We start from the raw sequence: 15052 nt of genomic DNA, 5'->3' as shown, positions 1-15052 counted from the left end.
ATAATTTTATCGCTTTATGCACATCCGCCCTTATTGCTGAAACAGCACCAGTCTCGATACCTTTCCTTCCGCGTCCGCCCAGATCGCGCATTTCTTTCCCGATTCCAGATCGTCTGCGGTCACGATGTTCCGGGTTAAATACGGCAGAATATGTGTCTCAGCGCTGATAGTATAAGTCACGCCATCCTCTGCTTTCACATAGACGGTATCATCATTCTCGGCACTCTTTTTCACCGACTCGATCTCTGTGTAAACCGGCACGGCGCTCACATCGGTTACATGGACGAAGAAGAGCTGTCCGTTCGTGATAGGCGGCTCGCTCATCGTCATCGCCTCCCCGATGTAGGCATATACAACGGTTCCCGTCTCCGCCTCGGTCATATCGACCGGATTGCCTGTCTCTGCGTCAAAAATCGGCGTTTCCGGTGAAAATGTGATCACCATCTCGCCGGCACTGCTGATTCCCGACTGATTGTCAATCGTGACGGAATCACTGGTAACCTCCGAAACCGGACCATAAACACAAATAAATTCGGATGAAACCTTCTTTCCTGTACCGGATGCCGGACCGGACGGGGCGTTTTTCTCGATAACCGTATTACTCTCGCTGGTTTCCGCTGCAGTAGTCTCCCCAGCTGCCTTCGTATCTTCGACAGCCGTCTTATTCTCCTCATCGCCCGCTTTTGCACTGGAAGCGCACCCAAGCGCACCTACCGACAGTGCTGCACAAATCCCCGCAATATATAACGATTTTTTTTTCATAATTTGAATCTCCTTCCGACTGTTCTTATGCCTGCTCCCTATCTGTTCCCAGGGACTTCTCTGAAATTTTTCAAAACTTCCCAGGCACTTTTTAGTTTCTAAAACCAGTGAAATATTTTTCTTTATACTCTGTATTCAGCTCTTCTATCTGGTTTTCTCTGTTCTAACAGTCTACCCTATTTCATTCAAAAGTAAAAGTGCTTTTTTCTTACGGATTTCTGATATTTTATTACTGTTCACGCATACGTGCCCAGTAACGGAATTTGCCGTGGCTTCGCATTTAAATACGGCAATTCCTGCTGCCACCACGTTTTCTTACGGCACTTTCGGTTCCAAAAGTGCCTACCCGTAAACAGTAACGATATTTTCCTTTGCCGGTCAGGAGGTCCATACAAAGCTTCAGCAACTGTGCTGCCATGTAACATTTCACTCCACTTCCTCTTCTATCAGCTCCACACGGCAGATCTGTGGAAAATTTACCGCGATCTCCCCGCCTATATTTTCAAGTCCAGGCTGATTTCCACTCCTTATTTCCGCCAACCACAAAACTTGCCGGTAATAGTCGATTTTCTTCAATCGTCCTGCTGCCGTTCGGTAAGCGCCGCCATCCTTGTGCACGTCCGGTTGGAACCAGGTCACAGAAAGCCGAACCGTCTCGCCACGCATCAGCTGCTCCTCCGCTTCCACAAGCGTCTGATTGATCATCTCACGCACGCTGTCATCCAGATCGATCTCCCGCTCGGTCAGACGCGCCTCCTCCTCTACCGCCTCCTCATAGCCATTCAGTGCGGCAAACGAGGCAAACTGCGCCGCCCGGTCCTCCACCGGCATCCGTGCATGGCGCAAGGGAAATGGGTAAGAATGACCGAGGATATCGCCGTAGCGGCGCTGGGCGTCACTTTCCTGCCCTTTTTGGGTTTGGCTTCGTCCACCTTTTAAGTTTTCAAATTCATTCACTCTATATTGATCTTCCATCTACGCCTGATGCCCCCCGATCTGCCCGTTCCGCTCCTTGGCGGTCGCGCCTTCCTCAAAGTTCATCCCGCGCAGCACCGCATTTTTTCCATATTTTTTCTTGATCGTCAGAAGCGCTTCCTGCATCCGGCGCTCCCGCTCGCGTTTTTTCTGTTCTTCCTTCTCTTTTGCTTCCTTCTTTGCGTAATCGGTAAACAAATCAAGCTGTTCAAATGTTTCCTTCTGTTCACGCTCTTTCGCCATTTTCTCATTTACCACATGGCATGCCGAGAGCGACATCCGGCGGATGAGAAGTGCCGGGTTGACAATCTTATCATACAGAGCCGCCATCGCCTCCAGAAGCTCGCTTGAGGACGAAGTCGCACGCGGCAGATTCCACGTTCCATGTGCATGCTTCGGCACACGCCGCCCGTAGCGATCGGTTGTCACCGGTCCCTTGTATACTTTCCGTATCTCCGGGCGGGTCAGGTTTTCGATGTCATATCCGACCGTTAGAACGAGCTGATCGGTCACTAGCCGTTTTTCCACCAGCTCCAGCGAGATCCCGTCAATCATCTCCTGAACCACGATCCGCGCCTTGTCCGCCGTGTACGGACAGTGAAGCACCTGTCCGCAGCCCAGGCTGCTGCTCTGCGGCTTGTACGCCCGTATCTGTGCGATCGTGCACGACTCATAGCCCCACGCATGGTCAATCAGAAGCTCGGCGTTGATGCCGAACATCTGGTACAGCAGTTCCTCGCTGTAAAACTCGCCCGGTTTTCCCAGTGAACAACGCGCAATATCGCCCATTGTCCGAAGTCCCGCCTGCCAGAGTTTCTTCTGATAGCCCGGTCCAACCCGCCAGAAATCAGTCAGCGGCTCATGCGTCCACAAAAGCTCCCGATAACTCTGCTCATCCAGCTCGGCAATCCGCACGCCGTCCTTGTCCGCTTCCACGTGCTTCGCCACAATATCCATCGCCACCTTGCACAGATACAGGTTCGTCCCAATCCCCGCCGTCGCCGTGATGCCTGTTTCCTTTAACACCGTGCGGATGATGCGCTTTGCCAGCTCGCGCGGCGAAACCTTGTAAATTCCCAGATATTCCGTAACATCCATGAATACCTCGTCGATCGAATACACATGGATGTCCTCCGGTGCCACATACCGGAGATAAATCTGGTAGATCTGCGTGCTCCATTTCATATAGTGCGCCATTCTCGGCGGCGCAACCAGATAGCTGACCGCCAGCGACGGATCCGCCTTTAATTCATCATTTCTCCACGATTTATCCCGGAACTGGCGTCCCGGCGCCCGTCTGCGGCGTTCCTCATTGACTTCCCTAATCCGCTGAATCACCTCAAATAACCTGGGACGCCCCGGCACACCATAGGATTTCAGCGGCGGCGATACCGCCAGACAGATCGTTTTCTCCGTCCGCGATGGATTCGCCACGACCAGATTCGTCGTCAACGGATCCAGACCGCGCTCGATGCACTCGACCGATGCGTAGAACGATTTTAAATCAATGGCAATGTACGCGCGCCTGGAAACTGTTTTCTGCATGGCAGGCTCCTCCCTTCTCTATGAATTTAAAATTTGAGCACCACTGGTAAAAAATCATCTCACAAAATCAAGCACAGAAAGATTCCGAGCGTACACATGAAAATCCAGTTAAAAACTCACTACGTGCTTGTATTATAGCATAACCATCAGCTTCACGAAATACTCAAATCCAAACATGTGTTTTGCTGTAACCAAAAACCTCCAGTCCATTCGAATGAGAATCACATTTCTCATCCAAACAAACCGGAGGTTTTCTATCTCACCAAGTTTACCTCTTGGATTTATTTACCATTTATTTCTGGCATTATAACTGCGGACCAGCCTTTACCAGAGCCTTGCCAGCTTCGTTGCCTTCGTATTTAGCGAAGTTCTTGATGAAGCGGCTTGCCAGGTCTTTTGCTTTCTCTTCCCACTCAGCCTCGTTTGCATAGGTATCACGGGTATCCAGGATAGCCGGATCTACGCCCGGAAGCTCGGTCGGTACTTCGAAGTTGAAGTACGGGATCTTCTTGGTCGGAGCCTTCTGGATATCTCCGTTTAAGATAGCATCGATGATACCACGGGTATCTTTGATGGAGATACGTTTGCCGGTTCCGTTCCAGCCTGTATTTACGAGGTAAGCTTTTGCTCCGCTCTTCTCCATTCTCTTAACCAGTTCTTCTGCATATTTGGTCGGATGCAGCTCCAGGAAAGCCTGTCCGAAGCAAGCAGAGAAGGTCGGGGTCGGCTCGGTGATGCCGCGCTCGGTACCAGCCAGTTTTGCTGTAAATCCGGATAAGAAGTAGTACTGTGTCTGCTCCGGTGTCAGGATAGATACCGGCGGAAGTACTCCGAATGCGTCTGCAGACAGGAAGATAACGTTCTTAGCTGCCGGTGCAGAGGATACCGGACGTACAATATTCTGAATATGATCGATCGGGTAGGATACACGGGTGTTCTCGGTTACGCTCTTATCAGCGAAATCGATCTTGCCGTTCTCATCCAGGGTAACGTTCTCAAGCAGCGCATCACGTCTGATAGCGTTGTAGATATCCGGCTCAGACTCTTTATCCAGGTTGATAACCTTCGCATAGCAGCCGCCCTCGAAGTTGAATACACCGTTGTCATCCCAGCCGTGCTCGTCATCACCGATGAGAAGACGTTTCGGGTCGGTAGAAAGGGTAGTCTTGCCAGTTCCGGAAAGTCCGAAGAAGATAGCGGTGTTCTCGCCATTTAAGTCGGTGTTAGCGGAGCAGTGCATAGCAGCGATGCCCTTTAACGGAAGGTAGTAGTTCATCATGGAGAACATACCTTTCTTCATCTCTCCACCGTACCAGGTGTTGATGATAACCTGCTCGCGGCTTGTGATATTGAAGACAACAGCTGTCTCAGAGTTTAATCCAAGCTCTTTGTAGTTCTCAACTTTAGCCTTGGAAGCATTGTATACTACGAAGTCCGGTTCGAAATCAGCCAGTTCTTCGTCGGTCGGAACGATGAACATATTCTTTACGAAATGAGCCTGCCAAGCAACCTCCACAATAAAACGGATCGCCATACGGGTGTCTTTATTTGCGCCGCAGAAAGCATCTACTACAAACAGTCTCTTGTTGGAGAGCTCTTTTAAAGCGATATCCTTTACTGCGCTCCAGGTCTCTTTGGATGCTACATGGTTGTCGTTCTTATACTCGTCTGAAGTCCACCATACTGTGTCCTTAGAGTTCTCATCCATAACGATGAATTTGTCTTTCGGGGAACGTCCGGTATAAATACCTGTCATAACGTTTACTGCACCAAGCTCGCTGACCTGACCTTTTTCATAGCCCTCCAGCTCCGGTTTGGTTTCTTCTTCAAACAGCATCTCATAAGAAGGGTTGTAAACAATCTCCGTTGTTCCTGTGATTCCGTACTTGCTTAAATCGATCTTAGCCATCTTAATACCCCTTTCCTGTTATCCGGCGGCTCCCGTCTGTGTGAAATTGTCAGCTTCGCTGACCAGAATCATGCGCCAAGTCTCACGGACGTTCGACTTAAATTTTGTCTGACATTTCTCACCGAACCGGGGATTTCAGTGTCCCCCACTGTACATGTGTATAGTTTGCAACCGCTTTACCTTTTCACGGTTCTTATATTTTGTACAATGCGAAAACTCGCCTTTTCTTCTCTTTATCTATTTTTACCAAAAGAGATTACTTCATCATTCTAATGCATTCATGGTAAAAAATCAAGCGAAATCGCGAAATGATTGATATTTTTTTATCAATTTCATTATTTCAAATATATCTGTCACTCACAGCGTCTAAATCGTTTAAGTTTTAAAATCACACGTACCACACCGCTTCATTCGTCGCTGAAATGGCATCCGTACCCGCCTCAAAGGCCGCCATCACATCTTTTTTGTCAGACAGCAGTCCCCCGGCGATCAGCGGAATATCGGTGTACTCGCGCATGATCTTAAGAATCTTCGGCATCACCCCCGGCATGATCTCGACTGCATCCGGTCGGAACATTTCGATCTGTTTTTTCAATGTATCGAGTGCGATCGAATCCACAACAAAGGTTCTCTGGATCGCATAAAGTCCCATCTCCTTCGCGCGCTCCACCAGTGTATTTTTTGTGCTGATAATACCGTCCGCCCGCGTATTGTGGGCGATAAAATCGACCGCCACCCTCTTGGTGCTCAGTCCCTGGATCATATCCACGTGGACGATCGCCACCTTCCCGGCGTCCTTGATGCGCGCTACAATCTGATCAATATCACAGATCGTGCCAAACAGCACAAATACTACCTTACATTCAGATTTAAGACTTTTTTCCAGCCCTTCCCAGCTCTTAATCGCTGCGATTATCGGAGATTCCTCCAGTAATTCAAGCATTGTCATTCTATGCTTCCTCTTCTCTCATAGTCTTGAGTATTTCTCCCATCTCTTTCAGCCCTGTGAAAATCGCATCCGGCACGACATCCGCCTTCGGTACATCCTCCAGCTTCGTCTCGCCGGTCAGCACCAGGATTCCGTGTGCCCCATTTACCACGCCGGTTTTCACATCCGTGTAGATCCGGTCGCCGACAAACGACATTGCCTCGCGCTTTGCCCCGGTCATCTCCAGAACCATATCCACGGTCTCCTTGAATGGTTTTCCGACATACTTCGGCTCCTTTCCGGTCGATAAGGAGATTGCCGCGCACATTGCGCCGCAGTCCGGGATAAAACCATCCTTCGTCGGGCAGTTGATATCCAGATGCGTTGCCAGGAACACAGCGCCGTTGCGGATATACGTGCAGGCACGCTCCAGCTTCTCATAGGTCAATGTCATATCAAAGCCAATCACGACCACATCCGGCATCTCCCCTGTCAGAAGAATGCCATTTTCACGGAAATTCTCCTCCAGATCCGGCGTTCCCACCAGATAGACTTTCTTTTCAGGATAATACTCTTTCAGATACTGAATCATCACATCCCCGGATGTAATGATCTGATTCCTTTTAATATAACACCCCATTTTTGCCAGTTTGTCAATATATGTTTTCGGAGATTTCGACGAATTATTCGTAAAAAATACATATCTCTTCCCTGCTTTCTTCACTTCCTCCAGGAAATCCAACGCCCCGTCGAGCACATCCGTATCCAGATAAAACGTCCCGTCCATATCGAGGACAAACAGTTCTGTCTCCTTTAAAATTTCACGTTTTTCCATGCCTCTCTCCTTGTAATTTATCTCTGTAAATATGTACCTGTAAAAAAGATTTTCTTCAAAACAACTTTATCCAATCCTGCCCAAATATGCAAGCAGGTTTTTCATATATTTCAATTTCAAAAATGGGAAGCTGCACAAACTTTTTCTATGAGTCTGTACAACCTCCCATCTCTCATCATGTACTCTATGTCGGGGCTGTCGGTGTCGCCTTCACGGTGTTACTGTTCACACACGTGTGCCCAGCAACGGGATTTTGCCGATGCTGCGCATTCCAAATCGGCAAAATCTGCTGCCAAAACTGTATCGTACGGAATTTTCAGTTCAGAAAATTCCTACCTGTGAACAGTTACTTCACGGTTCCTTACGCCCGCTCTACATTCTTGCTCGCCACAACTGCAATCCCAGTTCCAGCGCAGTCATCAATGATCACATCCCCGATATGCACCGGAGCAGCCACCTTCACGGCGCGGATCTCCTTCATGCAATCAAAGATTTTGCCCTTCGGGATATCCGAAGCCGTCTTGACCGCTGTTCTCTCGATCGTGCCGCCCTCGACGCGTACCGTTGAGGTAACGATTCTCGTCGGATTGGTTACCTCTTTCTTTGCATACGCCTCGCCGCGCGGGCATGTATTTCCTTCTACCTTGATCTCGTCATTTCCCATCGTCACAGTGAGCTGACAGCCCAGCGGACATCCGATACAGGTCAGTTCTCTTACTTCCATCACTCATCCACCTCCGTGCAAATGGTTATTTCTTTCAGATCCGGATATTTCTCCAGACTTTCCTTCGTCAGGATTACCTGCTCCATCTCACCCGGTGCCAGCACGCGTTTTTTGCGGCTGCTCACACGCTCTCCGTCAAAATAAACGGAAATGCTGCGGTTTTTATAAACATCTGCCACACGGAAACGAACCGTCAGCTTGTCTGCCATCGCCTCGGTATCGATCGACTGCGGTACCGTGTAGCGGACGCCATTTTCTGCCTTGAGTGTCACGCTGTGACCTTTCTTCGTCTCGCCGGATTTCACATATTTCGCTGCGTTCTGTCCTGCCAGCGCTGCCTCCTCGGATACATAGTCAACCAGATCATGTACATGAAGCACGTTGCCGCAGGCAAATACACCCTCGATGCCTGTTTCCAGACGGTCATTGACCATTGGGCCGGAGGTAACCGGGTTCATCGCCACGCCCATATTTCTCGTCAGCTCATTCTCCGGAATCAGACCACAGGATAACAGAAGCGTATCACAGTCATAGTGCTCTTCGGTACCCGGAATCGGTTTGCGGTCCGGTCCGACCTGTGCCAGCGTAATGCCTTTCACGCGCTCTTTTCCCTCGATATTCACAACCGTATGGCTTAACTTCAACGGAATATCAAAGTCATTTAAGCACTGTACGATATTTCTCTTCAGACCGCCCGAATACGGCATCAGCTCCGCTACAACCTTAACCTTTGCGCCCTCCAGTGTCATACGTCTCGCCATGATCAGTCCGATATCGCCGGAACCGAGGATGACAACCTCTTTACCGACCATATGTCCCTCGATGTTCATGAGACGCTGTGCCGTACCAGCAGTGTAGATACCTGCCGGACGATACCCCGGAATGTTCAGGGCGCCTCTCGGACGTTCGCGGCATCCCATCGCCAGGATAATCGCTTTTGCCTTGATGAGCTCCAGTCCCTCGCTGCGGCTTACGACTGTGATCTCTTTGTCTTTATTGATATCCAGTACCATGCTGTTTAAGCGGTACGGAATTTCCAGCTTTTTCACTTCTTCCTCATAACGTGCCGCATACTCCGGTCCGGTCAGTTCTTCTTTAAAGGTATGAAGACCAAAACCATTGTGGATACACTGATTTAAGATACCGCCCAGCACGCTGTCGCGCTCCAGAATCAGAATATCCTCTGCGCCGCTTTTCTTTGCCGCTGCTGCCGCTGCCAGTCCAGCCGGACCTCCGCCGATAATTACAATGTCATGCTGAATCATGGTTATGCCTCCTCACCTTTTATCATTTCGGAACCTTTGCGGTTTTTGCAGATCTCTGTGATCGGGATTCCCGTCTCACGGGAGAGAATTTCCATCGCTCTCGGAGTGCAGAAGCCTGCCTGACACCGTCCCATACCCTGACGGACGCGCCGTTTGATGCCATCCATCGAGCGTGCGCCGAGTGTACGGGTGATCGCATCCACGATCTCCCCCTCGCTGATTGTCTCGCAGCGGCAGACGATTGCGCCGTATGCCGGGTTCTTGCGGATCAGTTCTGCGCGTTCTTCCGTATTTAAACGTGCTGCTTTCACGATGCCCTTGCGGATCGGATTGAAATTCGGATTCTTGCCAAATCCAGCTTTTTCCTCGATCATCCCAGCCAGATATTCACCGATCGCCGGTGCGCAGGAAAGTCCCGGAGACTCGATTCCGGCTGCATCAAAGAAGCCCGGTGCGTCCTCCGCCTCACCGATGATGAAATCATCGCCGTCCTCATGGGCACGCAGGCCGGAGAAGGAAGTGATGACCTGACGGAACGGAATGTTGTTGACACTCTTGGCTGCCTTCTCACATGCCTCTGCCAGTCCCTCGGCGGTCGTGTAGGTTCCGTCCTTATCTTCCTGATCCACCGCGGTCGGTCCGACTAAGAGATTTCCGTGAATCGTCGGGCTGACGAGGATTCCCTTGCCATACTTGCCCGGAAGCTGGAAGACAGTCGCTGATACGTGGTTGCCTGCCTCTTTATCGAGCAGGCAGTACTCGCCGCGGCGCGGCACAATGTGAAGCTTCTTTTCCGAAACCATGTTGTGGATCTCGTCAGAATACACGCCGGCTGCGTTCACGACATATTTTGTCTCGAAGACACCGTTGTTGGTTATCACACGGTATCCTTCTGTCGTTTTTTCAACTTTTTCTGCTTTTGTGTTGAATACAAATTCAACGCCGTTATCACAGGCATTCTCTGCCAGCGCGATCGTCAGACCAAATGGACATACGATGCCGCCAGTCGGTGCATAGAGCGCTGCCACAACCTCCCCGCTGACGTTCGGCTCCATCTTGCGGACCTCATCGCCGGTCAGAATGGAAATATCCGGCACACCGTTTGCCACGCCTCTCTCATAGAGTGCCTGCAGCGCCGGGAGGTCCTCCTGCGCGAAGCAGAGTACCAGGGAGGAATTCCGCTTGAAATCAAAATCGAGTTCTTTGGATAAATCTCCCATCATGGCGTTGCCTTTTACATTGAGCTTTGCTTTTAAAGAACCTGTCTTTGCGTCATAGCCCGCATGGACGATAGCACTGTTTGCCTTCGATGTGCCGGAGCAGACATCCTCTTCTTTTTCCAGAAGCACGGTGCGGCACTCATATTTCGAAAGCGCTCTGGCGATGCTGCTGCCGATGACGCCACCTCCGATAATCACTACGTCGTATGTATTTCCGTTCATACTGTGATCCTCCATTATTTATACTAAATGTTTTCTTGTTCTCGTTTCAACTATCCTGTTTGTTTAGACAATTCATCCTATTTCTGCTGCATTTCGTGCGTAAGCCCATCTGAACCCTTTAGCTGCTACAGCTCCTCTGCAAACCGGATCTCCTCCATCGCCTGAATATCGCTCAGAAGTGTTTTTCGAAGCGACTTGTCCTGCACTTCCACCGACATCGTCGCGGACGGACCCTCGCCCTTTAACTTATTCTTGGCAATATCAAAAGACACGATTTTCACATCCTTGGAACGCATGGTATCCATGAACGCCCCAACACACCGGCTGCTGGTAAATTCCAGATAGAAATCGAACACCTTTGCATGCTCATGAATCATTGTATCCACACGTGTCAGGAGCTTCAAGGTAACCGCAATCAGAATCAGACCGTAAACCGCACCGTCCACAAATCCGATACCGGCTGCCAGTCCTTCACAGGCGCAGACCCAGAGACACGCCGCTGTAGTCAATCCACGCACCTGATTGCGCCCGGTTACCATGATCGTGCCGACTCCTAAAAATCCGATGCCGCTGATAACCTGTGCGCCCATCCGCGCCATGTCCGCTTTCGCGGACGGAAATGTCCGGAACATATATTCACTCGTCAGCATGACAAGCGCTGAACCCAGGCAGACCAGCACATGCGTCTTGATGCCCGCACCGCGCCGTTTCAAACCACGGTCAATTCCAATGAACATTCCCACTGCCAGCGAAAACAGCAGACGAATCCAGATGCCGACCGCTGTCCAGGTCGCCGCTGTCTCCACAATCCATTTCCAAACTGCCATTTTTTCTCCCTCTGCAAGCCCGTAAAGCTTCTAGAACACAGCTCTTTTTCGCTCCACAAGACTCTTCCATGACCGATACCGGTATCTTTTATGGAACAAAAAAGAGCAGAAAGCATCCGTATTTCTACGTTTGCCTTTCTGCTCTTAATCTCACAGGCTTTATTATATCCAATTTATTAACGTTTTGTCAATCTGTTTCTATGCTGCGCCGTACAGAAGATCCGGTACACATGTAATTAAGAACGGGCAGAAGGTCAGAAGCAGAAGAACAACCAGAAGGGACACGATAAATGGCCATACTTCCTTCAGGAACTCACTGATCGGACATCCCGTGATACCACAGGTCGTGAACATCATCGAACCGAACGGAGGTGTAATACCACCGATCATGATGTTAACGATCGCTACCAGTCCAAAGTGGTAATCATTGATTCCAAGCTGTCTTGCAACCGGAAGCAGCAGAGGTGTAATAATCATCAGCGCCGCGCCGCCTTCCAGGAACATACCCATAATCAGAAGAATTACGTTGCATGCCATAAGGAACAGCCACTTGTTGGTTGTCAGGCTTAACATACCAGTTGCCACGACTCTCGGCAGGTTAATCCAGGTCATGTAGTAACCGAATACATTCGCTGCAACCATGATCAGGACAACGCTGGAAGTACCGGCGATACTGTCAAGCAGGATCGGAACCAGATGCTCTTTCAGGGATAGTTTCTTGTAAACGAAACGTCCGATAATAATACAGTAAAGAACGGCTACCGCACCGCCCTCAGACGGGGTAAACATGCCAAAACGCATTCCCAGGATGATACCAAATGGGAAGAACAGACCCCAGAAAGAGGTAATACCCTGTTTCACGATCTCTTTCAGAGACGGGAATTTTTCACGGGTGGTCGGGTAGTTTCTCTTATGTGCAATAATCGAAACAACGATCATCATCGAGATTGCCATCAGAATACCCGGAATATAACCAGCCGCAAACGTACGACCCAGGGAAATCTGTGCAATCAGTGTAAAAACGATCAGGTTTACTCCCGGCGGAATAACCGGTGTAGCAGCCGAGGAAGCCGCTGTGATCGCTGCGGAGAACGCCTTGGAGTAACCTCTCTTCTCCATCTCCGGAACCAGCATCTTGGACTGCATCGCACAATCTGCGTTGGCCGAACCGGAGCATCCGCCCATCAGCATACTAAGTACTACGTTTACCTGTGCCAGACCGCCTTTCATATGACCGGTCAGCACTTCCGCGAAATCCATCATCTTGTCACTGATGCCGCCGTAGTTCATGACGGAACCAGCCATAACGAAAAATGGAATCGCTAACATCGAGAACGACTGTGTAGAGGTCATAACCTTCTGTAAGATCAGCCAGTTTTTACTGGTTGTATCAATAAATGTAAAATAAAAGAAGGTTGAACCAAACAGTGCATATACAATCGGCATTCCCAGGAAATAGAGAATAAATACCATAAAAATCGGAACGAGTTCAATTAATTCGAGTCCCATCAGTTATTTCCCCCTTTCCCTTTAAATACCTTGATAATATCCTTAACCAAAAAGTAAATACAGAAAATCAGTGAAAGCCCAAATCCGATCGGAACCGCGCCGGAAATATACCAGCTCGGAACACGCAGCGTATTAGTCAGCTTATCCATCGTGTTCATCACATACTGGACGCTTGTTCTGGTCAGCATAATCAGAGTAACAAGCTCCAGAAGATCCATAATAACCTTAACAACTTTTCTTATCTTCTCCGGAAGAATGTTGATCAGGATGTCTACGCCCAGATGTGCGTGCTTACGGTACGCATATGCGCTTCCAATAAAGACGGTCCAGACGAAGAGCCCCGTAGCGACCTCTTCCGACCAATACAACGGTCTTTTCAGGAAATAGCGCATAAGGACGTTTGCGTTTACAACGATTGTACAGAGTGTCAGTGTCACGCAGGTAATAATTGCATCCAGGTTTACCAGCACCGACCCCAGTGTGATTTTTTTCTTTTCCATAGTCTATCCTCATGCATTCATAATGGCAGTCAGTTTTGCATAACCGACGACTGTTCTGTCATACAGCCATCTTTCCAGCAGTTGTAACTGTTCAGTACCTTCACAGTCACGCGCAAAAATCCATTAAAAATTGCCTACGGCAATGGGATTTTTGCCTGCTGGTCCATGTTTTCGTACGGTCAGCGCAGTAAATGCGCAGACCTACTGAACAGTTACCAGCAGTTTCATATTTCCGGCACTATACGTTTGTCGGAAGTCTGCCCGGACCTCAGACAATCTTCTTTGTTCTGACAGCCCGGGCAGATATACTTTCTTCTCCGCAGCGGTTCTGATAACCGTTACGTTTTACCATTTCATAATTGCTTTAAAATACTGTATTTGTTCGGAACAATCTACGTTATTCGTTCTTTGCACGGTAGTCATTCAGGAAATCAACCAGTTTCTGATGAAGTTCCGGATCTGCGCCGTACTCGTCTACGATCCAGTCATAAACCGGAGCACAAGCCTCTGTGAATGCGTCAATATCTACATCGTTCCACTCAACGCCTTTGTCTTTCAGGAACTCGATCATGGAAGCTTCGTCGTTCTCAGCATTTTCCTGCTCCCACTTACCAGCTTCTACACAGCACTCATCCAGGATGTTTCTCCATTTTTCCGGGATGGACTGATATACGTCCTCAGCCATGAATAACCAACGGGTTGCGATGAAGTGGTTCGTGTTTGCAACTTTCTTGGTGTACTCATAAGCACCTGTATCCTTCAGGGTGGAGATGGAACCTTCGAAACCATCAACAACACCACTGGACATAGCAGATAAGCACTCCGTAAAGCTCATTGCAGACGGGGTAGCACCCAGACAGGTAATCGTCTTAACAAACAGCGGAGACTCGGTCGAACGCATGATCAGACCATTTAAGTCAGCCGGTTTCTCAACTACCTTGTTCGTACATACGCTTCTGAATCCGAACGAATAATGTGTATCCAGAACGTGGATGTTGTGCTCGCTTGCCAGTTTTGCATTCAGATCTTTTACAATATCAGAATCCATCACTGCATTATACTCTGCATTGTTCTTGTAAAGCATCGGTCCAACTAATACGTTGTAATCGCCGATGTAATCAGCAAAGTAGGACGGCTCCTCCAGACCCATCCAGACAGCGCCGTTGTGTGCCTGTGCTACAGACTCCGCATAGCAGTCAAGCTGGTTCTGTCCGTAATACTCCAGAGTGATATGACCATCGGTCTTCTCTTTTACCAGGTCTGCCAGATATTCGCTGGCTTTGTAGTTCCACTCTGCCGGCTGGAATACGTTGGAAAACTTGATGGTGATGTAGTAATCATCTGCAGATGCCTCGTCACCTGCTGCCGTTCCTGCGTCTGCTGCCTTTGTGTCAGTCTTTGCGCCGCTACCGCCGCAGGCCGCCAGGCTCATCGCCATCGTCGCTGCCAGTACTACTGATAATACTTTTCTCATACGTTTTCTCTCCTTTTTCTTAACCTCCCCCAGTCATCTTTCTGACCGGTTCATCAACAGTTTCTACTACTTTCTAAATAAATTACCATTTCAGCATTTAGGCAAAAAAATAGCACCATTTTTAAAAAACAGTCTTTTCCAGCTGTTTCTAACCATGGCGCATCTCTTCGTCTCTGCTTTTGGTTCTTTATTCATCTTTTACCTAATTTTAACACTTATTTTACGATTAGGCAAGCTATTTTGTCGAAATTATATAATTTTTTCTCGATTTTAGTCGATTTTTGTGTGATATTTTTGTAACAATCTTGTTTATTTTTTATCAACATTACAGATTTAACAGATCCAGTTGCGGAAACA

13 protein-coding genes are annotated in these 15052 nt (G+C 48.9%); all 13 read right to left on the bottom strand.

What is annotated here, in order from left to right:
- Positions 1 to 30: 30 nt before the first annotated feature.
- The 13 genes from PG862_RS05910 to dctP all read right to left on the bottom strand — a co-directional run bounded on the left by PG862_RS05910 (position 31) and on the right by dctP (position 14695).
- Positions 31 to 762 carry a hypothetical protein gene (locus PG862_RS05910; RefSeq protein WP_117796440.1) on the bottom strand — a complete coding sequence of 244 codons (732 nt, stop codon included), beginning with the start codon at positions 760 to 762 and terminating at the stop codon, positions 31 to 33.
- 426 nt (positions 763 to 1188) lie between these two features.
- Positions 1189 to 1737 (bottom strand): hypothetical protein, encoded by a 549-nt coding sequence (locus PG862_RS05905; protein ID WP_117796438.1) that lies wholly within the window; start codon positions 1735 to 1737, stop codon positions 1189 to 1191.
- Complete coding sequence (locus tag PG862_RS05900) at positions 1738 to 3282, bottom strand: Y-family DNA polymerase (RefSeq protein ID WP_270706830.1); 1545 nt, start codon at positions 3280 to 3282, stop codon at positions 1738 to 1740.
- Between the two features lie 304 nt (positions 3283 to 3586).
- On the bottom strand, positions 3587 to 5191 hold the full coding sequence (pckA, locus tag PG862_RS05895) for a phosphoenolpyruvate carboxykinase (ATP) (protein ID WP_107000134.1): 1605 nt from the start codon (positions 5189 to 5191) through the stop codon (positions 3587 to 3589).
- A gap of 388 nt (positions 5192 to 5579) precedes the next feature.
- Positions 5580 to 6140 carry a glycerol-3-phosphate responsive antiterminator gene (locus tag PG862_RS05890; RefSeq protein ID WP_107000135.1) on the bottom strand — a complete coding sequence of 187 codons (561 nt, stop codon included), beginning with the start codon at positions 6138 to 6140 and terminating at the stop codon, positions 5580 to 5582.
- A 1-nt stretch (position 6141) separates the two neighbouring features.
- Complete coding sequence (locus PG862_RS05885; protein WP_117796436.1) at positions 6142 to 6954, bottom strand: HAD-IIA family hydrolase; 813 nt, start codon at positions 6952 to 6954, stop codon at positions 6142 to 6144.
- Between the two features lie 361 nt (positions 6955 to 7315).
- Positions 7316 to 7678 (bottom strand): DUF1667 domain-containing protein, encoded by a 363-nt coding sequence (locus PG862_RS05880; RefSeq protein WP_117796435.1) that lies wholly within the window; start codon positions 7676 to 7678, stop codon positions 7316 to 7318.
- On the bottom strand, positions 7678 to 8943 hold the full coding sequence (locus PG862_RS05875) for an NAD(P)/FAD-dependent oxidoreductase (RefSeq protein WP_022359839.1): 1266 nt from the start codon (positions 8941 to 8943) through the stop codon (positions 7678 to 7680). Before PG862_RS05875 ends, PG862_RS05880 begins: the two co-directional genes overlap by 1 nt.
- Before the next feature lie 2 nt (positions 8944 to 8945).
- Positions 8946 to 10385 carry an NAD(P)/FAD-dependent oxidoreductase gene (locus PG862_RS05870; protein WP_117796434.1) on the bottom strand — a complete coding sequence of 480 codons (1440 nt, stop codon included), beginning with the start codon at positions 10383 to 10385 and terminating at the stop codon, positions 8946 to 8948.
- 125 nt (positions 10386 to 10510) lie between these two features.
- On the bottom strand, positions 10511 to 11212 hold the full coding sequence (locus PG862_RS05865; RefSeq protein ID WP_117796433.1) for an MgtC/SapB family protein: 702 nt from the start codon (positions 11210 to 11212) through the stop codon (positions 10511 to 10513).
- A 198-nt stretch (positions 11213 to 11410) separates the two neighbouring features.
- Complete coding sequence (locus PG862_RS05860) at positions 11411 to 12721, bottom strand: TRAP transporter large permease (RefSeq protein WP_181357154.1); 1311 nt, start codon at positions 12719 to 12721, stop codon at positions 11411 to 11413.
- Positions 12721 to 13221: a TRAP transporter small permease gene (locus PG862_RS05855; RefSeq protein WP_107000140.1), complete on the bottom strand. Its 501-nt coding sequence runs from the start codon at positions 13219 to 13221 to the stop codon at positions 12721 to 12723. The genes PG862_RS05860 and PG862_RS05855 overlap by 1 nt, the downstream gene beginning before the upstream one ends.
- Positions 13222 to 13618: 397 nt before the next feature.
- Entirely contained in the window at positions 13619 to 14695 is a 1077-nt protein-coding gene (gene dctP / locus PG862_RS05850) for a TRAP transporter substrate-binding protein DctP (RefSeq protein WP_107000141.1), read from the bottom strand.
- Between the last annotated feature and the right edge of the window lie 357 nt (positions 14696 to 15052).

It is taken from the genome of Clostridium fessum (assembly GCF_027698965.1).
GTDB lineage: Bacteria > Bacillota > Clostridia > Lachnospirales > Lachnospiraceae > Otoolea > Otoolea fessa.
The sequence above is the reverse complement of the archived record's forward strand: the minus strand, read 5'-3'. Positions and strand labels throughout refer to the sequence as shown.